We start from the raw sequence: 24,660 nt of genomic DNA, 5'->3' as shown, positions 1-24,660 counted from the left end.
CACAAATATGATCAAAAAAACAGGATGCTTTTTTAAGGAATATCATGAACTAAAGAATACGGTAGCAAGCGATGAGCCTATCTTATTTATGGATGCAATGCATCCAATACAGGCAACTAAAGTGAGTTGTGATTGGATACAAACTGCCGTAGATAAACCAATAAAAACAACAGGCATTCGAACCAGATTGAATATTGTAGGACCAATAATATTAGGTCATATACAAGATACGATCACTAAACAATATGATACAGTAAACGGTGAATCCATTATTGATTTTTCCAAGTTAATAAAAGAACAGTACGTAACAAATAAACCATCCATTTAATACTTGATGGTGCAGAATATCATCGCAGTGAAGTCGTCATAAAAAAGCAAAAAAGCTCGCTATTCAGCTACATTATTTACCACCTTACAGTCCCAATTTAAACCCGATTGAACGGTTGTGGAAAGTGATGAATGAGTACGCCAGAAATAATAAGTATTTCGCAACGGACAAAGAATTTCGACAGAGCATTGATGATTTCTTTGATAAGACATTACCCCGTATTGGTGGTACTTTAACGAGTAGGATGTGCTTTTTTGTTTAAAGATCTTGGATAAGCAGGGTTCCATGGTTTTTTTTGTCTTTTATTATTGTTTTAGTAAGTCAAAATCTTTAGATGTTCATACTGATGTTATTTAAAAATAAACAGTTCAGTAGATAATTATTTTTATATATATTTAAAGGGATGGTGTCTGTTTTTGTTTTAATCATTGATAAAAGTGACATGTTTTTTCCGAAAATGCTGATACAAATGATATAAATCAAATACCTCACCCCTATTAAAAAGGTAAATTATGCTTATTGTGATCGATGTAGCAAAAACTTTCGTTTATAATGAGAGTCGCGAGCAGATGTAATGGGAAATGTTACATTGCTCAACGACATTATAAACAGATAGTCAGTTCAGAATTCTATATTTTAAAATTAAATGAGGACACATCATGTTAGTAAAAAAAATGCTAGATTTAGATTTAACGGGTAAACGAGTATTTATTCGTCAAGATTTAAATGTGCCAATAAAAGATGGTAAAGTCACTTCAGATGCGCGTATTAGGGCTTCTATTCCCACCATCAAGTTAGCTCTAGAGAAAGGTGCTAAACTGATGATCACTTCACATCTTGGTCGACCAACCGAAGGTGGCTCGGCTGAAGAAAATGCAGCTTTTTCTTTACAACCTGTTGTTGATTATTTAAATGATGCATTAGATGTACCGGTACGTTTAGTGACTGACTATTTAAATGGTGTTGAATTAAAAACAGGTGAGGTTGCTGTCCTTGAGAATGTTCGCTTTAATAAAGGCGAAAAGAAAAATGATGAAACTTTATCAAAGCAACTTGCTGCATTATGTGATGTTTATGTTATGGATGCTTTTGGCACAGCGCATCGCGCTCAGTCGTCAACAAACGGTATTGGTTTATTTGCCCCTGTTGCGTGTGCAGGCCCTCTACTTGCAAGGGAATTAGAAGCGTTAGGCAAAGCGATGGATAAACCTGCTCGTCCTCTTGTTGCTATTGTAGGTGGCTCTAAGGTGTCGACTAAATTAACGGTACTTGAATCATTATCTAAAATTGCAGATCAACTTGTTGTTGGTGGTGGTATTGCAAATACGTTCATTGCGGCACAAGGGCACAATGTCGGTAAATCATTATATGAAGCAGATTTAGTGAGCAAAGCGAAAGAGTTAATGGAAAAATGCTCTATTCCAGTAGCAACAGATGTTGCTTGTGCTAAAGCCTTCGATGAAAATGCAGAAGCAGTAATAAAAAATGTTGCAGACGTTGAAGACGATGACATGATTTTTGATTTAGGACCTGATTCTATAAAGGTCTTAGCGGATATAATTAAAGGTGCAAAAACGATTCTTTGGAATGGTCCCGTTGGTGTATTTGAATTTAAAAACTTTGAGGAAGGAACACGAGGTATTGCTCAAGCTATCGCAGATTCAGATGGATTTTCTATTGCAGGAGGTGGAGATACCTTAGCTGCGATTGATAAATTCGGCATTACAGCGGATGTTTCATACATTTCTACGGGAGGTGGCGCCTTCCTTGAATTTGTCGAAGGTAAAAAATTACCTGCAGTGGCAATGTTAGAACTACGTGCAAACGACTAATAAATTATTTCAGACGAGGCTTAAGCCTCGTTTTTTTACCTTTTTTTTTGTTGTGTAATTGTGTAAACTACGCGCGAAATTAAACCAAATTTAATTTAACTAAAATAGATAGGATATATCTCATGACTAAGATCTTAGATGTTGTAAAACCTGGTGTTATTACTGGCGATGATGTGCAAAAAGTATTTGCAGTAGCAAAAGAACACAAATTTGCTTTGCCAGCTGTCAATGTAATTGGTTCTGATTCAATTAATGCAGTACTTGAAGCTGCAGCGAAAGTGAAAGCTCCTGTAATTATTCAGTTCTCCAATGGTGGAGCTGTATTTAATGCGGGTAAAGGTCTAAAACTTGAAGGTCACGAAGCTGCAATTCTAGGTGCGGTGACGGGTGCGAAGCATGTACATGCAATGGCTGAAGCTTATGGCGTTCCTGTTATTCTACATACTGACCATGCTGCTAAAAAACTACTACCTTGGATTGATGGGTTATTATTGGCTTCTGAAGCGCATTTTGAAGCAACCGGAAAACCTCTTTTCTCTTCACACATGATCGATTTAAGTGAAGAAACGCTAGAAGAAAACATTGCAACCTGTGCAAAATATCTTGCTCGTATGGCTAAAATAGATATGACGCTTGAAATTGAACTTGGTTGTACTGGTGGTGAAGAAGACGGCGTTGATAATTCTGATATGGATGACTCATTACTTTATACTCAACCTTCAGATGTAGATTATGCATATATAGAACTTTCTAAAATCAGCCCACGTTTCACTATTGCTGCATCTTTCGGTAATGTACACGGTGTATACAAGCCTGGTAATGTTAAATTAACACCTACTATTTTACGTGATTCACAAGAGTTTGTTTGTAAGAAACATGATCTTGCGGATAATTCATTAAACTTCGTTTTCCATGGTGGCTCAGGCTCAACAGAATCTGAAATCAAAGAATCTATTGGCTATGGTGTTGTGAAAATGAATATCGATACTGATACGCAGTGGGCATGTTGGGATGGTGTTCGTGGTTACGAAGCTAAAAACCATGATTTCTTACAAGGCCAAATCGGCAATCCAACGGGTGAAGATGCTCCAAACAAAAAACATTATGATCCACGAGCTTGGTTGCGTGCAGGCCAAGAATCGGTGGTTGTTCGTTTAGAGAAAGCGTTCTCTGATCTTAATGCAATCAACGTACTATAATTTAATATTTTTTTAAATTAACGAAAGCCTGCTAACTAGCAGGCTTTTTTTGTTTTTCGCATGCTTCGTCTCGGAATTGAACCAAGGACACGAGGATTTTCAATCCTCTGCTCTACCGACTGAGCTAACGAAGCGTTGTTACTTTGTTCTGGGAACGAGGCGTATTAAATCGATTTTAGTGTCCATCGTCAACCTGTTTTTATACTTTTCTTTACTTTTTAATGTGTTCGCTTATACATTGAGCAGTATCTGGCTTATTTGTGAACATGAACTTAAGGTATTTCTTTAAAACCTTCAATGTCGACACTTTTATTTTCAAATAAGTAGCCTATCATTGCTTCTTCAATTATTTTTCTATCTTCGGCTTGCATTAAATTTAATTTTTTTTCATTGATCAGCATAGTTTGTTTTTTCTGCCATTCTGTCCAAGCCTCTTGGCTGATATTATCAAAAATACGCTTACCAAGTTTACCTGGAATTAATTGAAAAGTAAGACCAGGAGCTTCTTTTTTTAAGTAACTACAATATACAGTGTGTGTCATTATTTATCCTTTTCGAGAGTAATATTAACCGTTGTTAATATTTTTTTTGTGGCGGATGCCAACCCGATTTTTTGCGATAGATGTAAGTTATACCAAAGTCCATCGGGATCTTCCATCACTTGTAAGTTAGTATCGGGTGTTACGCGGATCAAAATAGGAGTAATATCAAAATGGAAGTGACTAAAGGTATGGCGAAACATAGTAAATTCATGTTTTGTATAGTGCTTTATGCCTTTGTTGTGAATAAATTCCAAGCATTTATCAATGTTTTCAAACTCAGGGAAACACCATAACCCACCCCAAATCCCCGTGTCAGGACGTTGTATAAGTTGTACTTTTTTATTGTCGGATGTGCAAACAATTAGCATAATCGCTTGTCGTATGGGAATTTTCTTTTTTGTTTTTGATGTAGGGAAATCAGTGGGCGAGCCACTATGTAGACCGGAACAATCGCTTGCGATGGGGCAAATATCACACTTGGGCTTACTGCGCGTGCAAACCATTGCACCCATATCCATCATTGCTTGATTAAAAACATCCGATTTCTGTGGTGGTAATAATTTTTCAGCTAAAGTCCATAAACGATTTTCTACTTTTCGCTCTCCTGTCCAACCTTGAATACTCTGATGGCGCGTGAGAACGCGTTTAACATTACCATCTAATATGGCATGTTTTTGACCTAAAGTGAGTGAGAGTATCGCTCCTGCGGTAGAGCGGCCTATGCCAGATAATGCAATAACCTCGTTAAATTCGTGTGGAAAATTACCGTGATGATGATCTCTAATGAAAATTGCTGCTTTATGTAAATTGCGTGCGCGCGCATAGTAGCCAAGTCCAGTCCAAAGATGTAACACTTCATCGAGAGGGGCATTCGCTAGATAGCTAATATTTGGGAAAATTCGCATAAACTTTTTAAAATAAGGGATAACGGTTACAACTTGTGTTTGCTGTAGCATTATTTCACTTACCCATGTTTTATATAAGTTTTTATCTATTTGCCAAGGTAAATGCTTACGTCCATATTGTGTATGCCAATCAAGGATGCGTTGATTAAAAGTATTTTCTTGCAAGTGCTACTCGTTATTACAAATTTAAGTTAAGAGCATAACAGAAGAACATAAAAAATTAGAATTACAAATACTAAGTGTTAACGATATAATAGCGTTAATATAGCCAGAATGTTAAGTAGGAAAAATATGAAAGAACAACAAAAAAAAATGGAAAATGTCAATGATACGCCCGTTGATGAGCAAAAAAATATGCGTAAAATCCGTTCTTTTGTGAAACGAGAAGGGCGAATGACGCATCGTCAAAAAAATGCGATAGAGACACTATGGGCAACAATGGGTCTTGATTTCAAAAAGGAACTATTAGATTTTAATGATGTTTTTGGTCGTAAATCTTCGGTTGTTTTAGAAATTGGTTTTGGTATGGGTAAATCTTTAATTGAGATGGCTCTTAATGCTCCGGAGAAAGACTTTATTGGTATTGAAGTGCATGGTCCTGGTGTAGGTGCGTGCCTTGCAGATGCAGCTGATGCTGGGCTAACTAATTTGCGTTTGATGAATCATGATGCGGTTGAAGTGCTCGAATTTATGATCCCTGAAAATAGCATGGCTACTTTCCAACTTTATTTTCCTGATCCTTGGCATAAAGCGCGCCATAATAAACGTCGACTAGTGCAAACTAGTTTTATTGACGATATGCGTCCGAAATTGATTCTTGGTGGTAAAATTCACATGGCGACGGATTGGGAAGAGTATGCGGAGCATATGCTAGAAGTTATGTCAGCCAGCTCTGGTTTTGAAAATTGTAGTGAAAGCAATTATATAGAACGACCTGATTGGCGTCCGTTAACAAAATTTGAAAGCAGAGGCCATCGTTTAGGTCATGGTGTTTGGGACTTGTTATTTAAACGTATTGATTAGAATGTATTGAGAGCCGTTAAAAAACATTTAAAGGTTTCTGTGCTGTTTTGATTTGCATTTGGTCTATTGATATTAATGAATATTTTTGTATTTTTTTACAGAATTTCTTTGTTAATGCGCTAAGTTACAAATACAAAAACAATAAAATGCATCGCACATTTCCCCTATGCATTTTATTGTTTTTTATTAAACGTTAATCTTATTTTTTTCCCAGATGCCGGGTGCAATTTTCCTATCGAGTTCAGGGATCTTGGTTCTATCAAATGTCGGTAATTTACCTGCGTTTAATTGTTGATTATAATCTTTAGCAAGTTTAACGACTTCATTTGAAAGTAATAAAATAGCAATTAAATTGACTATCGCCATCAACCCCATAGAAACATCGGCTAATGCCCAAATAACCTCATTACTTTGTGTCGCACCAAACATTATCATCCCTAAAACAGTGACTCGTAACGTATTGACGCCATGAGAATGTTTATGTTGTAAGAACATTAAATTTGTTTCTGCATAAGAATAGTTTGCAATAATGGATGTAAAGGCAAAGAACATTAATGCGATAGCAACAAATTGCCCCCCCCAATCACCAACTTGAGATGCTAATGCTCGCTGCGTTATTTCAACGCCGCCCATATTAGTGAAGGATTCAACTCCCCCCGATAATAAAATTATCGACGCTGTTGCCGTGCAGATAACGATAGTGTCAATAAAAACACCTAACATTTGTACATAGCCTTGTGATGCCGGATGAGGTGGATAAGGAGATGCTGTAGCGGCTGCATTTGCTGCACTGCCCATACCTGCTTCATTAGAGAATAAACCTCGTTGTACACCTGTCATAACCATGGCACCAAATGCTCCTCCCGTTGCTTCTTTCCAACCAAATGCAGAATCAAAAATTAAACTTAAGATTGCAGGAATTTGATTTAAATTCATCAATACAACACACAGGGCAATTAACAAATAGCTTAATGCCATAATGGGAACTATTTTCTCTGATATTCTGGCAATACCACGAATACCGGTGAAGATAATGACACCAGAGACGACAAAAAGTGTAATGCCGATATTGATTTTATTGAGGCCGAATGATTCATGCAGCGCGGCTGCAATAGAGTTTGCTTGAACGGCATTAAAAACCAAGCCAAAAGCAATAATTAATAATACAGCGAATAAACTGCCCATCCAGCGAGCATTTAAGCCTCTCTCCATATAATAAGCAGGACCACCGCGGAAATTGCCATCATCATCATGTACTTTGTAGGCTTGGGCTAAAGTACTTTCAGCAAAGCTTGTTGCCATTCCAAGAAGTGCAATCACCCACATCCAAAAAATAGCACCAGGGCCCCCAACGCTAATAGCAATTGCGACACCCGCTAAATTACCGGTGCCAACACGTGCAGCAAGACTGGTTGATAGGGCCTGAAAAGAAGAAATGCCTTCTTTATCTGATTTTCGACTATTACGCATAACGGTAAATGTGTGTAAAAAATGTCTAATTTGAATAAATCCAAGACGAATGGTGAAGTAAACGCCAGTACCAATCAATAAATAGACAAGTAACTTTCCCCATAAAAAACCGTTGATGATATTAAAAATTTCTAGCATAGATTGTCCTTTTTTATTTTGGCGTAAGGCAAAGTTCAAAAAAGCAATTCTAGTCGTTATAGGTATAGCGATTAGAATGAGGCAATAAATAGTAGAAAGGCTTAAATCATCATGCTTAAGTCTTTCTACCGTTAATTAATAAATTATAGTTCAGCGCCTAAAAATGCATTTGGAAGTAGCTCTGCAATGCTGTGCGTTGTAAATTCTGTTGCAGAAACATAGCAAAAGACCATGGCCTCATTGGCGGATAACTCTGCAATAACTTGTCGGCATGATCCACAAGGGTAAGCTTTTACTAATGTTTTTTCTGCATTACGAGCCAGAACATGCACTTCTTGTATTTCGCCTGATTTAGTACCTTCAGTTATAGCGGTTTGTAATGCGTTACGCTCTGCGCAGTTAGTGGTTGGATAAGCGGCAGATTCTACATTTACCCCTTTGAAAACAGCCCCATTTTTGGTGACAACGATAGAGGCTACGTTAAATCCGGAATAGGGTGCTGAAGAGCAATCGAGCAGTGTTTTTAATTCATTAAAGTAGTTCATTTTTTTTACCTTATAATGTTTTTATATAAAAAGTAGACTGATTTTTTGTGTGTTTTGTAAAGCCAACTTTTTGAAGATGAGATGCATGTTTACGATTTCTAGCTTCGATTTTTAGTTCTTTAAATCCTTTTTCTTGTAGGACTTTTGAGAGCTCATTAACATCATTTAAATGTAATTGAAAACTACGATGTGAATGAGTGATGTAATCAATAAGAATGGTAAAGGTACCTTTTGCATCGATGTTGCCGACTAAAATGCCAGCAATATTATTGTCGCGAAGCAGATACATTGCGGTATTTGCTTCGAGAAGTGCTTTTTGTGTTATTTGTAATGCAATATCGCTTTTATGCACACTTAAGAAATGTTGAAAATATTCAGAATCCATGGAGGCATTTAAAATTTTAATATTCTCTTTGCTGTGGTAGATATTATATAAATAATAAACGTTAACTGAGGCAATGCTTAAGTTCATCACGATGGTCGGCCATGAATTTATAAAATAGGCAAAGCATGCAAAGAGTAAACAACCAATAAAGTTGATCACCCTTAATTTCACAATGGATTTCATCGTAAGTGATACTAATACAACGAGTGATGCAAGATACCCAAACCATTCAACCCAATCAAAGCCCATAATAAATCTCGTATAGAAGAAGCTAACCTTCTAATATTATATATCGTCTAAGCGAATGTGCGAATAGACTTGTGGTTCAGCTGCATATTTTTTATCACCGCAATGGATAGCTTGCTGTATCGCACGCTCTGCATGGCTAAATTGAGCTTCATTTTGAACGTGTATCATCGCCAGAGGTTTGTCTTTTGTTATTGTATCGCCTAAAGATACAAATTGATTAAAGCCAACGGCATAATCGATACTGTCTGATGATTTTAAGCGTCCACCACCCATATTTACTATGGCCATACCTAGTGCGCGAGTATCCATACTTTGTACAAAGCCTGTTTGTAAGGCATAAACAGGGCGGATAATGGCTGACTTTTGGAGATAAGTGTCATAATTTTCAACGAAATCAGTGGGTCCACCTAAAGCGCTGACCATTTTACCAAAAACCTCTGCGGCTTTACCGTTATCGAGTACCGCTTGTAGTTTTTGCTCTGCATCTTGAGCATCTTGTGCCAGCCCACTTAATTGTAGCATTTCAGAACAAAGTGCCATGGTAACTTCATGCAAGCGAGGGTTGACATATTCACCCGTTAAAAATTGTACCGCTTCACGCACTTCAAGGGCGTTGCCTGCAGAGCTTGCGAGTACTTGGTTCATGTTTGTTATTAATGCGGTTGTTTTACAACCCGCACCATTAGCAGTTGCCACAATACTCTTAGCTAATTCTTCTGATTTCTCAAAAGTAGGCATAAAAGCACCACTACCCGCTTTGACATCCATAACAAGTGATTCAAGGCCTGATGCTAGTTTTTTAGATAAAATAGATGCTGTGATCAAAGGAATTGATTCAACGGTTGCGGTTATGTCGCGTGTAGCATAAATACGTTTATCTGCAGGGGCTAAATCACCTGTTGGTGCAATAATAGCGACCCCAACATCTTGTACAATTTTAAGAAATTGATCGGTGCTTTCAGGGGTTGTTTGGTAACCGGGAATAGCATCTAATTTGTCTAGCGTGCCACCGGTATGACCTAAGCCTCGGCCTGATATCATGGGAACGTAACCCCCACATGCGGCAATCATAGGTCCAAGCATTAATGAGGTTACATCGCCGACGCCACCAGTGGAATGTTTATCGACAATAGGTCCATCTAAATGTAAATGGGACCAATCAATAGTCATTCCTGAATCGCGCATGGCAGATACTAATAGAACGCGTTCGTCCATGCTCATATCTTGAAAATACACTGCCATTGCAAAGGCTGCAATTTGACTTTCGGTTATGCTGTTGTTAGTCACACCTTGAATAAAATAATCTATTTCTTGTTTAGTTAAGGTTTTTCCATCACGTTTACTGCGAATGATTTCTTGCGGTAGTAATATCATTATTTAACTCCGTATTTTATTTATACTGACAAATATATTGTCTAGCGTGCAATTTTGTGGGATAAGAATTGCTAAAAATCATAGGGAAGTAGTAGACGACTTATAGGTTGGTAATTGTGAACTGTATCACTTGGATGAAAGTAGCCCAGAGAAACGAGACTACTTAATATTATCGACTTTAGAACTTGTAACTCACTGATACGTAGTGGCTAAGCCCAGAAGAATCGGCACTTCCACCCCAATCTTCACCGTCGCTTATGCCATATACATTGCTGTATGCTTTTAAGCCATAACCCACTGCAAAACGATCAGAATGCCAATAAATACCATTAAACATAACACCACCGGCACTTTTGGTTGAGTATTCATTCATGCCAAATTGGTAATCAATGTAACCTTGGTATGAGATAAAAGAGCCATTTTCAAAAAAGTAAAAAGGTTTAAACCAGTTCGTTGATACTTGATAGCCATTCCAATCTTTTTTATTGAGATCGTATAGTCCATAAACATTCAAACCAACTTTTCCAAGCCAAGGCACCATAATATCAGAGCCTAGCCCCCAGAAACTATTGTTGACATCACCACGCGAGCCACCACCCCAATTAAAAAGGGTTGCAATGTACACTTCTTGGATAGGACCAAAAGATAAATCTTTACCCGTTAAGGCATCAAGAGATATGCGAGGCGCAAATTTCATAAACATTTTTGATGAATCATTATCTTTATCGGTATCATCTTTGGTGGCTAAGTTGAAAATATCAACATATCCATACAGATCAAAAATCCCTGAACGACCACCAAATTCCATTTCTAAATAATCATGCGCTTTATTGTCTGCATTTTTAGCGTGTGGTAATTCATTCAGTGAATACATGTAATTAAATTGCATCCAATTGTAATCGTTCTTATGAATATCACCGTCGCTGTAATCCGCAGCAAAAGTTGATGCGGATGTTAATGCTAGCACGCTAAGTGCTACAAGAGACTTTTTCATTGTATCTTCCTTGGTAGTCGTTATAAAAACGACCTAAATTACATTTAGGTCGTTTTCCAAACTTAAGTCGCTATCGCTACATCTAGTGCAATAATTAACATTTCATTAAAGCTCGTTTGACGTTCATCTGAGCTTAATTTTTCACCTGTGCGTATATGATCAGATACCGTTAAAATACAAAGTGCATTGGCACCTTCTTCTGCCGCTACGCCGTATAAGCCCGCAGCTTCCATTTCGACGCCTAGAATATTGTATTTTTCGAGAGTGTCAAAAACAGCAGGCTCTGGAGTGTAAAAAGTATCAGCAGAGAAAATATTACCAATACGTATTTTTATATTGAGGGCTTTTGCTGCCGTCACTGATTTTTCAAGTAACTCATAGCTTGCGATAGCTGCAAAGTCATGGCCTGCAAAGCGAATACGGTTAGCTTTTGAATCAGTTGAAGCGCCCATCCCAATAATAACATCACGAACTTTGACGTCATTGCTAATTGCACCACAACTTCCGACACGAATAATATTTTTTACACCATATTCACGAAATAATTCTGTCGCATAAATAGAGCAAGATGGAATACCCATGCCACTTCCCATTACAGAGACGCGAATACCTTTATAAGTTCCTGTGAAACCTAGCATATTACGGACATTGGTTATTTCAACTGCATCATCTAAAAAATTTTCTGCGATATATTTTGCACGTAGTGGGTCGCCAGGCATTAAGACTGTTTCAGCGAATGCACCATCGACTGCGTTAATATGTGGTGTTGCCATAATGTCATACTCCTTTATAAATACACTTGAAGATTGTAAGTATATTTAATGATTTTATGTATGGCTCTAAACTAAGTGTTAAAGCCATAACGGCGTTTATTATTTGAAAATAGATTTTCCGTATTCTAAATCGGGCAGTTGATGATGCTCTGCAATAGTTTGGCCAATATCGGCAAAAGTATTTCGTAACCCCACCGATCCCGCTTTTACACTATCACCAACAAATATAAGTGGGATATGTTCACGCGTATGATCTGTGCCTTTCCATGTAGGGTCGCAACCATGATCTGCGGTTAGAATAAGTAAATCATCTTTGCCTAAAATCGCGATGATTTCAGGTAAACGTTTGTCAAAGTACTCTAAAGCTGCGGCATAGCCTGAAATATCACGGCGATGGCCAAAGTCTGCATCAAAGTTGACAAAGTTAGTAAATATAATGGTTTGATCTTTTGCATTTTTAAGCTCTTCCAAACTGGCATTAAACAGAGCTTCAATTCCGTTTGCTTTAACCGCTTTAGTAATACCTTGTGTCGCAAAAATATCAGAGATTTTTCCAATGCTGATAACGTTGCCACCACTTGCTTTCATTTTATCAAGTAATGTTGGGCTCGGTGGTAGTACAGAGTAATCATGGCGATTAGGCGTACGTGCAAAATTGTGTTTATGTGTGCCACTAAAAGGGCGAGCAATAACTCGACCAATATTGTATTCATCAACTAATTCACGGGCGAGTGCACACAGTTTATAAAGTCGTTCTAAACCGAAGCTTTCTTCATGGCAGGCAATTTGGAAAACACTATCTGCAGAGGTATAGAAAATAGGCTTGCCTGTTTTCATGTGCTCTTCGCCGAGTTCTTCTAAAATGACGGTACCAGAAGAGTGACAATTACCTAAGTAACCTGGTAAATCTGCTCGTTTAACTAATTCATCGAGTAAAGATTGCGGAAAGCTATTTTCTTTTTTAGTGAAATAGCCCCAATCAAATAAAACGGGTACACCTGTAATTTCCCAGTGTCCACTAGATGTATCTTTGGCGGTAGATAATTCTTTCGCATGTCCAAAAGCGGCGCTTGGTATAATATCCGCATCAAGTCCGAGGGGGAAAATACCAGAGCTTTCAAAACACGCTTGGCCAAGACCTAGTTTATTCATGTTTGGTAAAGACAGTGGGCCATTGCGCCCTTTATTCGCATCGCCATTCGCACAACGTTCTGCGATATGTGCAAGTGTATTTGCACCTACATCATTAAATGTACTGCCATCTGCAAGCGAGCCGACAAATTTATCTGCATCATCGGTTGCTCCGATACCAAAAGAATCGAGTAATAAGATAACGGTGCGTTTCATTAGTAAGATCCTTGTTCGATTTTTTGTTCAGTTAAATTTAGCTCTTTTAATAAACCCACTAACAAGCTTGATGCTCCAAAGCGAAAGTGTGCAACATCAACCCAGTCCTCACCCATGATAGAGCGCGCAAGTTGCATATAATCATTCGCGGCTTGAGCGTCTTTTACGCCTCCAGCCGCTTTAAAACCTACATTTTTATTAGAAGCTTTAATCGCCTCTATCATCACTTTAGTGGCTTCAAGTGTTGCATTAACAGGTACTTTACCCGTTGATGTTTTGATAAAATCTGCACCTGCGTTAATACAAATTTCGCTGGCTTGTTGGATTAATGCATCTGTTTTTAATTCGCCAGATTCAATGATCACTTTTAAAGTGACGTCTGTACCACAAATTTTTCTGCACGCTTGGATCATTGTTTTACCAATTTCGCTATTACCAGCAATTAATGCGCGGTATGGGAAAACAACATCTATTTCGTCAGCGCCATAAGCCACTGCAGCGCGCGTTTCTGCGAGTGCAATCTCTAAATCATCATTACCGTGAGGGAAGTTTGTAACAGTTGCAATTTTAATGTCAGGGGTGCCTTGCTCTTTTAATGCTTTACGAGCAATAGGAATAAAACGAGGGTAGATACAAACCGCAGCAGTATTACCTGCCACCGTTTTAGCTTTATGGCAAAGCTTGATCACTTTTTGATCCGTGTCATCATCATTTAATGTGGTTAAATCCATAAATTGGATACCTTGCTTAGAAGCGATTTTTAAATCTGTCATTATGTTGATCCTTTGTTATTAAGCTACTCAGGTCGTTATAATTTTAAGCAATTTCTGTGTGTTTAAGGGGGAGATTATGCACAGGTATCTGCTGAATAGTTGTGGGGGTTAAAAGCACCTATAGAAGCTATAGGTGCAGAAATATAATTTAAGCTAAGTTCATTGCGAAGAACAGACCAACTAAAGCTGCACTCATAAAGTTAGATAAAGTCCCAGCCAATACAGCTTTAAGACCCATTTGAGCTATTTCTTTACGACGTGAAGGCGCCATAACACCAAGGCCACCAAGAAGAATTGCCATGGAAGATAAGTTAGCAAAACCACACAGTGCAACAGTAATAATTACTTGTGTGCTTGCAGATAGTGTTTCTTTAAAGGTTACAAAATCGACATAGGCAACAAATTCATTAACGACTAATTTTTGACCTAGTAAGCTACCTGCTTGTAGTGCTTCAGACCAAGGCACACCAATTAAGAAGGCAACGGGGGCAAATATGTAACCAAGTAAAAGTTGTAACGTTAGTTCGTCTGCACCAAAGATACCACCAACACTGCCTAATAAAGTGTTAATAAGGGCAATCAACGCGATAAAAGCAATTAACATCGCACCAACATTTAGAGATAATTGTAGACCAGCTGCTGCACCTGACGCGGCTGCATCAATAACATTAACAGGTTTTTCTTCTGAATCATTAACAAGATCTTCGTCATCTAATTGACTCATACTATCTTTAGGAGTCTCAGTTTCAGGCTCTAGTAATTTAGCCATTAATAGACCACCAGGTGCCGCCATAAAGGATGCTGCAATAAGATAATCTAAACTAATACCTAAAGATGCATAACCTACAAGTACGGCTCCTGCAACCGATGATAGTCCGCCGGCCATTACTGCAAATAATTCAGAACGTGTCATTGAACGTAAGAACGGTTTGACAACAAGAGGTGCTTCGGTTTGACCTACGAATATATTGGCAGCTGCTGACATAGACTCAGTACGGCTAGTACCTAATGCTTTTTGTAATGCTCCGCCGAAAACTTTGATGACAATTTGCATCACGCCTATATAATAAAGAACAGACATTAACGAGGCGAAAAAGATAATGATAGGCAGTACATTAAAGGCAAAGATAAATCCGCCACCACCAAAGAGTTCAAACATTTTTGGTGAAACTAGGCCACCAAAAAGAAAGCCAATTCCTGTATTGGCACTGTCAATAACCGCTTGAACACCACCCGAAAAGTTATTTAAAACACTAGCGCCTGAATCTGTTAGCATTACAAAAGCCGCAATGGCTGCTTGGATAGAAAAAGCACCAAAGACTGTTCTTAACTTGATTGCTTTTCGGTTACTTGAAAATATCACTGCAATTAAAATTAAGGATAGGATCCCGACGAAACCCATAACAATTTGCATATTTAACTCTCCATTTTGGTTTTTGATTAAAGAAAAATTTTTATCATTATTCTTAGTTGTTAGTAAAATTTTATATTTATAAAAATAGATTCTTGGCGCTATAATATTTCTTTAATAGGCATGATGACATTTAAACGTAGTTTCGTTAATGACATTTTAAAGATTAAAGGTCATTAACAAAACCTGTCGATAAATGATATGCATAAGTTTTTCAATGTTAATAACAAGTTACATTTTAATTGATTATCAATATTAAAAACAATCATCATTACTGCCTATTTAGCGCATGGAATTCTAATTATTAAGTAAACTCTAAAGTGTGATCAAACGCTATAGAACACTATTTAGTTACATATTCAAACTTGCGTTAACAAAATATGTTGCTCTGTTTATATTTTGTTTAATCCGTTAAATAAGTGATCTAACTTTTGAGCGCAATCATAAAGAGATTCGGTGCTGAGTGCAATCGGTAGCGTTAAATTTAGGTTTTTTTTGAGTAAAAAGTGTAATCAGTTACCTTATAAAGGGTATCGCACTTGTTTATATAAATTGTTTATTGAAGTAATTTATAAATATTACTTTTTTGATAAAGAACAGAATATTTTTCTAACAGAAAGAGTCTTATTTCATCGGCTTGTATGCTCTTTTTGATGTGATTTTGTTGCAGTGCCGCAATAAAATTAAGCATATCTTCTTTTTGTTTTTCATTTAATTTATTGGGTCTTCCTGGATGCTTTTTTTCTTCTAATGCCGTTAGGCCCTGTTCTAAATATTTTTTAACCCAGCCATTAACACTATGTCTACTTACTTGTAAATATTGTGCGATTTGCGTGCGATTTTTACCACTATTAAAATGATAAATTGCCAGTAAACGGATCCTATGCCGCGCATTAGTGGTGCTGGAAATTATTTCTTTTAAATTGTTTTTCATATATTAAGCTTCTTTAATACCCTTAGTTAAGGGGGGGATTTAATGAGTTTTATTATTTTTTTATTCTATAAAAAGGCAAGGTTATTTATATTACACATTTTATCGCATCGATTTTATTAAGGAAATAAATAAGAAAGTGTGATTTAGCACATTTGTTTGTGATATATTAATAATATTTTAGGGTTGTTTACATAATATGTTGGTGTTTTTTCGGGAGGGGGTTAAGTTCTTTGCGGGGTTATTGAATCTTGTGAAATTGATGATAATCTTTGTCTAAATAGAGGCTAAGTATCTTGTTATTGAAACCAATCGATAGGTAATCACTTTGATAAACTTTAGAAAAGATTTCAATTGTTGTAAAACAGTGGGATGTGCAAATTTAGGCAAAACGGGAAATGTTGAATACAGTTACAAAAGTGAGAGGTTGGGTTATGTTTCAACGGGTTGTGCACTTTGCGGTAGCTATTCCCCATGGATAAACAATGATCTGGTTAGTCAAGTTTTAAAAGAAAAAATTCAATTACACTTTGGTCGTAAATTAATAGGGTGCCCCAAATGTCATCCTTATTATTTTTTAAATAAACCTGTCACATCAAAACTACATGGTTTTACCTCGTCGGGTACTCAACGTAAAAAATGTAGCCAATGTCATACTGTATTTTCTATGAAAAGCTATAAAAAAATAGACGTATTAAAGCGTGTATTATCATCTGTCTTAAATTATAAAAACACCACAAGCGTGATGCATGAAACACAATTATCAGCACGTTTATATTATTTTTATTTAGATAAATTAGCCATCATTCTCGGTAATTTTAGCCGTATACAAGAACAGTCAAAAATAAATAATAAGTCGTTAGTCGTACATAGTGAGGGGCGTCTCCTTAAATTTGCGCACCAGCGGGGCGTATATACATTGTTTAGCGCCGAGGAGGAAAGTGGTTATATTTTATTACAAACTAATAATATGACACAAAATAATTTTGAAGCATGTTTTTTATATAAAGAAACAAAAAACACTACAATTAAAAGTATCGATTCAGATAATATAGAAAATGTATTAATAGATCGCTATCAACAAAATTTACATCGGCATCATTTTGAACAGCTAATAGTGGGGGATTTGCGTCCCATCACGAAATGTCGATTAATTTACCCAGATAAAGTGGCTTATATTCATTTTCAATTACTCTCTGGATTTACCCAAAATGTCGAATCCTATACGCATATTATCGAACATGAAAGCACCCTTCGTGCGGGTGTGTTAATGGCATGCGATGTAGACATTATTCAGGGTAAGGCCGAAGTTTACTTTTTTGTCGGTCAAACTATAAAGACGGCAACACCTTACAATCTAACGGGCAAACCGATAGGTTGGTGGAAAGATTCTTGGTATACTAATACTTTAGGAGCACATTGCGCAATCACGCCTGTACTTAACAAAGCCTCTCATTTTGAACTTCAAAATACTCAAGGTATTACACGTTATTATGCCTATTTAGATGCTCAAATGAATAAGAAAGTAAATAGCATGTCCGTTATTGATAATGTATTTGAAATACACCGAGTAATATATAATTATTGTGAGTTACGTGATGCTAGAAGTGCCGCGTTTAATTTTGGTTTAGCAACTAAGAATTATAGCGTTGAGGAATTATTAGATGAAGCGCTACAAGTTGTGATGAGCGAATAATGTGATACAAACAAAAAAACAGATATAAGTTACTTTTTTACGATAACTTCTATATAATTTGCAACCTGAAATTTTATGATAAATACGTGTGGTATTTTGTTGATTGAAATGCTTCTTTCAAACAAGATGGCGACACGGCCAAACGAGGTTTTCCTTATGAAAAATGCTATTCATCCAGAATACAAAGAAATTAGTGCTACTTGTTCTTGTGGCAATGTAGTAAAAATCGGTTCAACTGTTTGTAAAGATATTACATTAGATATTTGTGGTGAATGTCATCCATTCTACACAGGTACTCAACGTGTTGTTGATACTGGTGGCCGTATTGATAAATTCAAAAAACGTTTCGGTTCACTTGCTTCTAAATAAGAATTAAGTAACGAACATGATTTGGAAAAGGTGCTATAAGAAGCGCCTTTTTTTATGTTCAGACTTTGTATGTGAAAATCTTTTAATACAGACAAAATTGATTGCAAACGGTATCATTTGAGAAGCTTGAAATGCTATTTCAGTACTGTAAATAATGTTGACTTGTGAGCCTAAACACTAACAAGTAAGACATATTCGTTAGACTGTGAGTTAAACACGGTTAAGACTGTGAGTTAAACACGGTTACTTTATATAAAAGTTGACTACCATCTCTTGCATTCTTTATTTCTCTATAATGGAACTTATAAATGTCAGATTTACGTCAACAAGCGCTTGATTACCATGCGTATCCTCGTCCAGGTAAAATAAGTATAGAAATTACGACATCAGCTGAAACGGCCGATGATCTTTCCCTAGCATATAGTCCCGGTGTTGCAGAGCCTGTGCGTGAAATTGCTAAGAATGCTGATGATGTATATAAATATACGATTAAAGGTAATCTTATTGCGGTGATAACGAATGGCACTGCTATTTTAGGGTTGGGAAATTTAGGCCCACTTGCGTCAAAACCGGTTATGGAAGGTAAGGCGTTATTGTTTAAACGCTTTGCAAATATTGATAGTATCGATATTGAAGTGAAACATAAAACGTTGGATGAATTTGTTAATACAGTGGCGAGTATTGCCGACACCTTTGGTGGAATAAATTTAGAAGACATTAAAGCACCTGAATGTTTTGAGATTGAAAAACAATTACAAGCGCGTTGTTCTATTCCTGTATTTCATGATGATCAACACGGCACTGCAATTGTAACGTCTGCTGCTATGCTTAATGCATTAGAGGTGCAAGGTAAGCATCTTGCTCAGGCTAAAATTGTTTGTCTTGGCGCAGGTGCTGCTGCGATTGCTTGTATGGATTTATTAGTCGAATGTGGCGCATCACGAGAGCATATATATATGCTAGATCGGAAAGGGGTTATCCATACTCAGCGCGATGATATCAATGAATATAAACAACGTTACGCAAGACAAACGGATAAACGTACTTTGACGGATGTGATGGAGGGAGCGGATGTTTTTGTTGGCGTCTCGGGACCAAACTTATTGTCTGCAGAAAATGTAAAGCAGATGGCTAAAAATCCAATTATATTTGCATGTTCAAACCCAGACCCAGAGATCCGACCAGATGTCGCACATGCAGTGCGTGATGATTTAATCATGGCCACAGGGCGTAGTGATTATCCAAACCAAGTAAATAACGTATTGTGTTTTCCTTTTATTTTCCGTGGCGCTTTAGATGCGCGCGCAACAGAAATAAATGCGGCAATGAAAGTGGCAGCGGTTCATGCCATTCGTGAAATTGCCAAATTGCCAGTCTCGAAGGCAGTGCTTAAAGCGAGTGGTGAGAGTGCATTAGAGTTTGGTAAAGATTATATTATTCCGAAACCGATGGATCCGCGTTTATTGAAAAAAGTAGCAGGGGCGGTTGCTCGTGCGGCGGTTGCAACAGGCGTTGCGCAGGTGGAGCTCGCTGACGATTATATGGCGTAATAATAGTTAATAACAATAAACCCTGTTAATTGACATTAACAGGGTTTATTGTTATTTGTAACGTTGAAATTTGTAATTATGGGCAGATTTTAAATCAATACTGGCTTAGCTAGTTAATTAGTTGTAAATTAGCGTGTTCAATTACCCAAACCACTTAAAAGGCAGATTCAAGAGGCTGGGTATAAATATATTTTTCATCACTATTTGTAAGGGTATTGTATGTCAGGAAAACCTTCCTCTTCTCAGTTTGAAAGTAATAAGATTGCGGATCCGCTTTTTATTCATGCTGAGCATATCGCCAAAGACTTTTCTCTATTTCCAGATAATTCTTTACCATCTAATACTAAAAACTTAGAAGGTTTAATTGCGATCGAACGTATTAAATCTAATTTGTCGCTCATAAAAAAAATGGATGTTGATGCATATATAGAACGTACCGTGCAACCCGCAGAAGATAATAAACGTCCAGGTTCGAAACATATTATAGCGGGTCTTAACGGTAAAATAATTACAGAGCATGCCAATGGCGCTTTCTATAGTGTAGAAATGGAATTAGATTTTGGTGGTTATTGGCGTCGTATTGGTATTATTGCTCAAGAGCGTAGCTCTAATAACGGAGCTTGGATGCCTGAGCATCATTTAGAGGCCAGTAAAGCGATTCGTAAATTTGCTGATTTATCCTTGCCTATTGTGTATTTGATTGATACTCCAGGGGCGGATGCCGGAGAATGTGCAAACAGTCAAAACCAAGCGCATAGTATTTCACAAATGATAACCGAGAGTGCCAATGTTGATGTACCAACGGTTGGTATTGTTGTGGGCGTCGGCTATTCGGGTGGCGCGATCCCTCTTGCTACTGCAAATATCTTATTGTCAGTGCGTGATGGTATTTTTAATACGATTCAGCCTAAAGGTTTACAAAGTATTGCGCGTAAATATAACTTGTCGTGGCAAGAATGCGCACAGTCTGTAGGTGTTTCACCTGAAGAGCTTTATGAAAAAGGGTGCATTGATGGAATTGTTGATTTTTCTCCAGTAGACAAAGACGAACGCCAACATAATTTACAAAAAGCGATCATATCAAGTATTCTATCAATAGAATCTACATCTGTTAAATTCATACGTAAATATCCTGATATATTAGAGCATTATAATCGCAGTTTATCGCGCTATTTAGATCCGTCGAGTAAATTGATGGAAGTTGAGAACGCTTCTGAACATGCACATTTAATAGCAAAAAATCCCACCTCACATAATAATGCATTTGGTACTACTTATCGTTATATGCGTTATTTGACATTACGAACGCGTATTAAAGCTATCCATAAAAATGAATATGGGCGTCTATCTAAGTTAACGATTCCCGAAGGCGATTTAAATGCACGCATTGAAGCAAATAGAAAACAAATATTTAGAAGTTGGTTAGAAAGCCCAGATAAGTTAATTTATGATGATGTGCTTAATAAAAATTGGAAATCTTTTCTATCCAAACGTGAAGATAAAGGCATTGAACGTAATATTTTTACCAAACTTATTTTAGGTGAGCCTCAAGAAAACTATGATAATGCACGGAGTAAATTATTAATTAATTTAACTTGGTCGTTATATAACCGCTGGAAAAGTAGCGCTGAAGATAATTTTCGCGCATTAATTGCACATCTAGAAGATGAAAAATCGTTACCTCTGACCAATGCTTGGCCTGAATTGAAAACCCTGACAAGTATTGATGTGGTTAGCCACGTAGAAACACGTGAGTGTTTTATTTTACATTGCCGTCATATTTTGGTTTTTAATGCGTTATATGATAATACAATGGGTAATTTGGCGTCTATTGCAAAAGAAGCAATGGCAACCAAAAAGTTATCTCGTGAGTCGATTTCATCTTTAGTGCGCAGTTCATTAAAAGCGGCCTTAAATAAAGTTAGTGATGATAATTATGAGCAATTAAAAGCGAGTTTCCATCTTTGGTTACGTTACTTTACAGATCAAAGTGAGCGAGCAGATATTCTAGCTAAAGTCGAAGAGTGGAAAAGTATTGGCGCCCCACAAATGAATGCAAGTTTGTTTGTTATATTGACCTATTTATTTGAAAAAATCATTCCGTCGTATTATGCAAGTAGAGAAAATATTGCAGATTATAATGGCGTCATTAATCCTGTTCGCATTGGACGACGTAAAGATTTCTGGAACCGTTTAACAATGGGCTATCAAGATCTATTAATTCAAGCGGTATTAAAAACTGAAAAAAGAAAAAAGAATAATTACTATGAAGTTATTTTGGATAAGTTTTTTACTAACTTTAAAGAGTCCAATAAAGATTTAATGACTGCCAATTTATTAGAGTTTCCAGGTTTTCGTTTATCGGTTGAAGATGCCTTAGATAAAAACATTAAACCTTGTGGTTTAGTGACTGGAATCGGTGAATTTAAACTCGAAAGCGGTGAAAAGCAAAAAGTGGGTATCGCGCTTTCTAACCTTGCCTTTCAGGCGGGTGCTTTTGATATGGCCAGCGCTGAAAAATTCTGTGCATTATTAGTTAAATGTGCAAAACAACATTTACCGGTTGTCGCTTTTATTAGTTCGGGTGGAATGCAAACCAAAGAAGGTGCGGGTGCGCTATTTTCTATGGCAGTTGTCAACGATCGAATCACTCGTTTTATTCGTGATAATGATTTACCGGTGCTAGTATTTGGTTATGGAGACTGTACGGGTGGTGCACAAGCAAGTTTTGTAACGCATCCAATGGTACAAACCTATTATCTATCTGGAACGAATATGCCCTTTGCGGGACAAATGGTTGTGCCAGCATACTTACCATCCACATCAACGTTATCTAACTATTTATCTCGTGTACCTGGCGCAATGGATGGTTTAGTTATCAATCCTTTTTCTGATGATCTTAATGCTAAATTAACCGATATTGATGCAAATATGCCAATGCCAACGATATCGATTGAAGAAACGATTCAACGAGCATTAACGGGATTTGTACCTGTGTGTAGCCTTGTTGATGATGAATATTCTCAAGTCGATCCTCGTCAATTAATGAAGCCAGTGAAAAAAGTATTAGTGCATGCACGTGGTTGTACTGCGGTTAAATTAATTCGTATCGCACAACAAAACAATATTAAAGTTGTATTGGTTGCCTCGGATCCTGATATGACCTCGGTACCTGCAAATATGTTAGGAGCTGGAGATCGTTTAGTTTGTCTTGGTGGTAATACTTCAGATGAAAGTTATTTAAATGCAAATTCAGTTTTGAAAATTGCAGAATATGAAGAAGTAGATGCCTTACATCCCGGTATTGGCTTCTTGTCTGAAAGCCCCCAATTTGCAGATCTTTGTGTTGGTCATGGTATTAACTTTATTGGTCCAAGCATGGACAGTATGTTAACGATGGGTAATAAATCAAACGCCATAAAAACAGCGCAAGATCACGGTGTTCCAGTTGTACCTGGATCGCACGGAATATTAACGGGAGCAGAGCAAGCTCTCGATATAGCCAATGGCATTGGCTATCCTGTATTGCTTAAAGCTGTTAATGGTGGAGGGGGTAAAGGTATTCTTGCTATTGAAAAAGCGGAAGATATGTTCAGTGGCTTTGCGCAAGTATCTGCTGAGGCGCGTAGTGCCTTTGGTAATGGTGATCTTTATCTTGAGAAATACATTACATCATTACGACATATTGAAGTGCAATTACTTCGTGATAAATATGGCAACACACGTGTCTTAGGTATTCGTGATTGTTCAGTACAACGTAATAATCAAAAAATAATTGAAGAATCTGCATCGACAATGCTACCTAAAAAATTAGAAGAGCAGGCGATGGCATACACCGAAAGCCTTGCCAATGCGGTTGATTATATGGGTGCAGGTACGGTTGAATTTATTTATGATCTTGATGAAGATGCTATTTATTTTATGGAAATGAACACGCGTCTTCAAGTAGAGCATCCGGTAACGGAAGCCACATCAGGTGTTGATATCGTAAGTGCACAATATGCCATTTCGTCAGGTGAAAGCATTGCGGATATGAAACCCGTTAAAAAAGGTTATGCGATTGAAGTTCGGGTGACGGCTGAAAAAGCAACACTTGATGCGAAGGGAGTCATGCAATTATTACCGTATCCTGGGAAAGTAGAAAAATGTATTATTCCAGAGCAAGATGATGTTGAAGTTATTTCAATGATAGCAAGTTCTAAAGAGGTTTCTCCTTATTATGATAGTTTAGTGGCGCAATTTATCTGCTCGGGTAAAAATCGAAATGATACGATAACTAAACTGATTAAATTCTTAGAAAAAGTGGAAATTACGGGTATCGCAACGAACATACCTTTGTTACTGCGTATTTTAAAAGATGAGGTATTCTTAAAAGGTATTTATGATACAACGTACTTGCCTAAATTTATGGCTAGATTAGATCAAGATGTCATGATAAAAGAAATAGAAGCGTCAGCATCTACGGGTGGCAGTGCAGTTTCGATTCGAGTTGAAGGTAGTAATGAATTGAAAGTCATTGCGCAAAGTGCGGGGATTTTCTATCGCGCTTCCTCACCTGCAGAGCCTGACTTTGTATTAGAAGGGGACATTGTTAATATTGAGCAGACATTAGGCTTGATGGAGGCAATGAAAATGTTCTCAACCATTACATTATCAAGCTTTAATCAACCTGATGCAGAGCTTTATGCTCACGATACTAAGTTCCGTATCGAGCGTATTATTAACAATAATGGTCAACAAGTTTCTAGTGGTGACTTGTTATACATTGTGACGCCACTTTAATAAAATAAAGTTATCAGACAAAAAGCCAGTCAAGTGACTGGCTT

At 37.2% G+C, this 24,660-nt stretch carries 20 protein-coding genes, 1 tRNA gene and 1 pseudogene; 9 read left to right on the top strand and 13 right to left on the bottom strand.

Translation table 11 applies throughout. The annotated features are described in order from the left end of the window. The first annotated feature begins 7 nt into the window (after nt 1–7). From B8W84_RS06650 to fbaA, 4 genes and pseudogenes are all read left to right on the top strand, one after another. The gene (locus B8W84_RS06650; protein WP_094752484.1) at nt 8–328 is read left to right on the top strand and encodes a hypothetical protein; all 321 of its coding nucleotides are present in this window, start codon (nt 8–10) and stop codon (nt 326–328) included. Between the two features lie 55 nt (nt 329–383). Next, nucleotides 384–590: pseudogene (locus tag B8W84_RS08240) on the top strand (transposase); the annotation flags it as partial. A gap of 397 nt (nt 591–987) precedes the next feature. Further along, entirely contained in the window at nt 988–2,160 is a 1,173-nt protein-coding gene (locus B8W84_RS06640) for a phosphoglycerate kinase (RefSeq protein ID WP_094752482.1), read from the top strand. A gap of 122 nt (nt 2,161–2,282) precedes the next feature. Continuing rightward, entirely contained in the window at nt 2,283–3,359 is a 1,077-nt protein-coding gene (fbaA, locus tag B8W84_RS06635; RefSeq protein WP_094752481.1) for a class II fructose-bisphosphate aldolase, read from the top strand. Nucleotides 3,360–3,420: 61 nt separating this feature from the next. On the opposite strand, the gene B8W84_RS06630 is transcribed toward fbaA, so the two are convergent. The 3 genes from B8W84_RS06630 to mutY all read right to left on the bottom strand — a co-directional run bounded on the left by B8W84_RS06630 (nt 3,421) and on the right by mutY (nt 4,971). Further along, nucleotides 3,421–3,493 (bottom strand) — tRNA-Phe (locus tag B8W84_RS06630). Between the two features lie 138 nt (nt 3,494–3,631). Then, on the bottom strand, nt 3,632–3,901 hold the full coding sequence (locus B8W84_RS06625; protein WP_094752480.1) for an oxidative damage protection protein: 270 nt from the start codon (nt 3,899–3,901) through the stop codon (nt 3,632–3,634). Beyond that, the gene (gene mutY, locus B8W84_RS06620; protein WP_094752479.1) at nt 3,901–4,971 is read right to left on the bottom strand and encodes an A/G-specific adenine glycosylase; all 1,071 of its coding nucleotides are present in this window, start codon (nt 4,969–4,971) and stop codon (nt 3,901–3,903) included. The genes B8W84_RS06625 and mutY overlap by 1 nt, the downstream gene beginning before the upstream one ends. Nucleotides 4,972–5,097: 126 nt before the next feature. Between mutY and trmB the strand changes: the two genes are divergently transcribed. Beyond that, nucleotides 5,098–5,829 carry a tRNA (guanosine(46)-N7)-methyltransferase TrmB gene (gene trmB, locus B8W84_RS06615; RefSeq protein WP_094752478.1) on the top strand — a complete coding sequence of 244 codons (732 nt, stop codon included), beginning with the start codon at nt 5,098–5,100 and terminating at the stop codon, nt 5,827–5,829. Between the two features lie 186 nt (nt 5,830–6,015). Here trmB and B8W84_RS06610 read toward each other — a convergent pair whose 3' ends face one another. From B8W84_RS06610 to B8W84_RS06565, 10 genes are all read right to left on the bottom strand, one after another. Continuing rightward, a complete protein-coding gene (locus B8W84_RS06610) occupies nt 6,016–7,437 on the bottom strand; it encodes an alanine/glycine:cation symporter family protein (protein WP_094752477.1) in 1,422 nt (473 codons plus the stop codon). Nucleotides 7,438–7,580: 143 nt separating this feature from the next. Next, nucleotides 7,581–7,982 carry a cytidine deaminase gene (locus B8W84_RS06605; RefSeq protein ID WP_094752476.1) on the bottom strand — a complete coding sequence of 134 codons (402 nt, stop codon included), beginning with the start codon at nt 7,980–7,982 and terminating at the stop codon, nt 7,581–7,583. 10 nt (nt 7,983–7,992) lie between these two features. Beyond that, on the bottom strand, nt 7,993–8,616 hold the full coding sequence (locus tag B8W84_RS06600; RefSeq protein WP_094752475.1) for a hypothetical protein: 624 nt from the start codon (nt 8,614–8,616) through the stop codon (nt 7,993–7,995). A gap of 36 nt (nt 8,617–8,652) precedes the next feature. Continuing rightward, a complete protein-coding gene (deoA, locus tag B8W84_RS06595) occupies nt 8,653–9,987 on the bottom strand; it encodes a thymidine phosphorylase (protein WP_180706060.1) in 1,335 nt (444 codons plus the stop codon). Nucleotides 9,988–10,168: 181 nt separating this feature from the next. Then, nucleotides 10,169–10,984 (bottom strand): nucleoside-specific channel-forming Tsx family protein, encoded by an 816-nt coding sequence (locus B8W84_RS06590; RefSeq protein ID WP_094752473.1) that lies wholly within the window; start codon nt 10,982–10,984, stop codon nt 10,169–10,171. Nucleotides 10,985–11,046: 62 nt separating this feature from the next. After that, nucleotides 11,047–11,757, bottom strand: coding sequence for a purine-nucleoside phosphorylase (gene deoD / locus B8W84_RS06585; RefSeq protein WP_094752472.1), 711 nt, complete (start codon nt 11,755–11,757; stop codon nt 11,047–11,049). A 99-nt stretch (nt 11,758–11,856) separates the two neighbouring features. Beyond that, a complete protein-coding gene (locus tag B8W84_RS06580) occupies nt 11,857–13,104 on the bottom strand; it encodes a phosphopentomutase (RefSeq protein ID WP_094752471.1) in 1,248 nt (415 codons plus the stop codon). After that, nucleotides 13,104–13,877 carry a deoxyribose-phosphate aldolase gene (gene deoC, locus B8W84_RS06575; RefSeq protein WP_094752470.1) on the bottom strand — a complete coding sequence of 258 codons (774 nt, stop codon included), beginning with the start codon at nt 13,875–13,877 and terminating at the stop codon, nt 13,104–13,106. The genes B8W84_RS06580 and deoC overlap by 1 nt, the downstream gene beginning before the upstream one ends. A gap of 148 nt (nt 13,878–14,025) precedes the next feature. Then, the gene (locus tag B8W84_RS06570; protein WP_094752469.1) at nt 14,026–15,291 is read right to left on the bottom strand and encodes a NupC/NupG family nucleoside CNT transporter; all 1,266 of its coding nucleotides are present in this window, start codon (nt 15,289–15,291) and stop codon (nt 14,026–14,028) included. A gap of 553 nt (nt 15,292–15,844) precedes the next feature. Beyond that, nucleotides 15,845–16,222, bottom strand: a complete 378-nt coding sequence (locus B8W84_RS06565; RefSeq protein ID WP_094752468.1) for a helix-turn-helix domain-containing protein — start codon at nt 16,220–16,222, stop codon at nt 15,845–15,847. Nucleotides 16,223–16,547: 325 nt separating this feature from the next. Here B8W84_RS06565 and B8W84_RS06560 point away from each other — a divergent pair, with 325 nt between their 5' ends. The 4 genes from B8W84_RS06560 to B8W84_RS06545 all read left to right on the top strand — a co-directional run bounded on the left by B8W84_RS06560 (nt 16,548) and on the right by B8W84_RS06545 (nt 24,616). Then, nucleotides 16,548–17,915: a hypothetical protein gene (locus B8W84_RS06560; protein WP_094752467.1), complete on the top strand. Its 1,368-nt coding sequence runs from the start codon at nt 16,548–16,550 to the stop codon at nt 17,913–17,915. Between the two features lie 156 nt (nt 17,916–18,071). After that, nucleotides 18,072–18,284: a 50S ribosomal protein L31 gene (gene rpmE / locus B8W84_RS06555; protein ID WP_094752466.1), complete on the top strand. Its 213-nt coding sequence runs from the start codon at nt 18,072–18,074 to the stop codon at nt 18,282–18,284. Nucleotides 18,285–18,592: 308 nt separating this feature from the next. Continuing rightward, nucleotides 18,593–19,834, top strand: a complete 1,242-nt coding sequence (locus tag B8W84_RS06550) for a malic enzyme-like NAD(P)-binding protein (RefSeq protein WP_094752465.1) — start codon at nt 18,593–18,595, stop codon at nt 19,832–19,834. A 219-nt stretch (nt 19,835–20,053) separates the two neighbouring features. Beyond that, complete coding sequence (locus B8W84_RS06545; protein WP_094752464.1) at nt 20,054–24,616, top strand: ATP-binding protein; 4,563 nt, start codon at nt 20,054–20,056, stop codon at nt 24,614–24,616. The last annotated feature ends 44 nt before the right edge of the window (nt 24,617–24,660 follow it).

The organism is Psychromonas sp. CD1 (assembly GCF_002239585.1).
In the GTDB taxonomy this organism is placed as follows: Bacteria; Pseudomonadota; Gammaproteobacteria; order Enterobacterales; family Psychromonadaceae; genus Psychromonas.
Note: the sequence above shows the minus strand (reverse complement) of the source record. Positions and strands in the feature narration are given on the sequence as shown.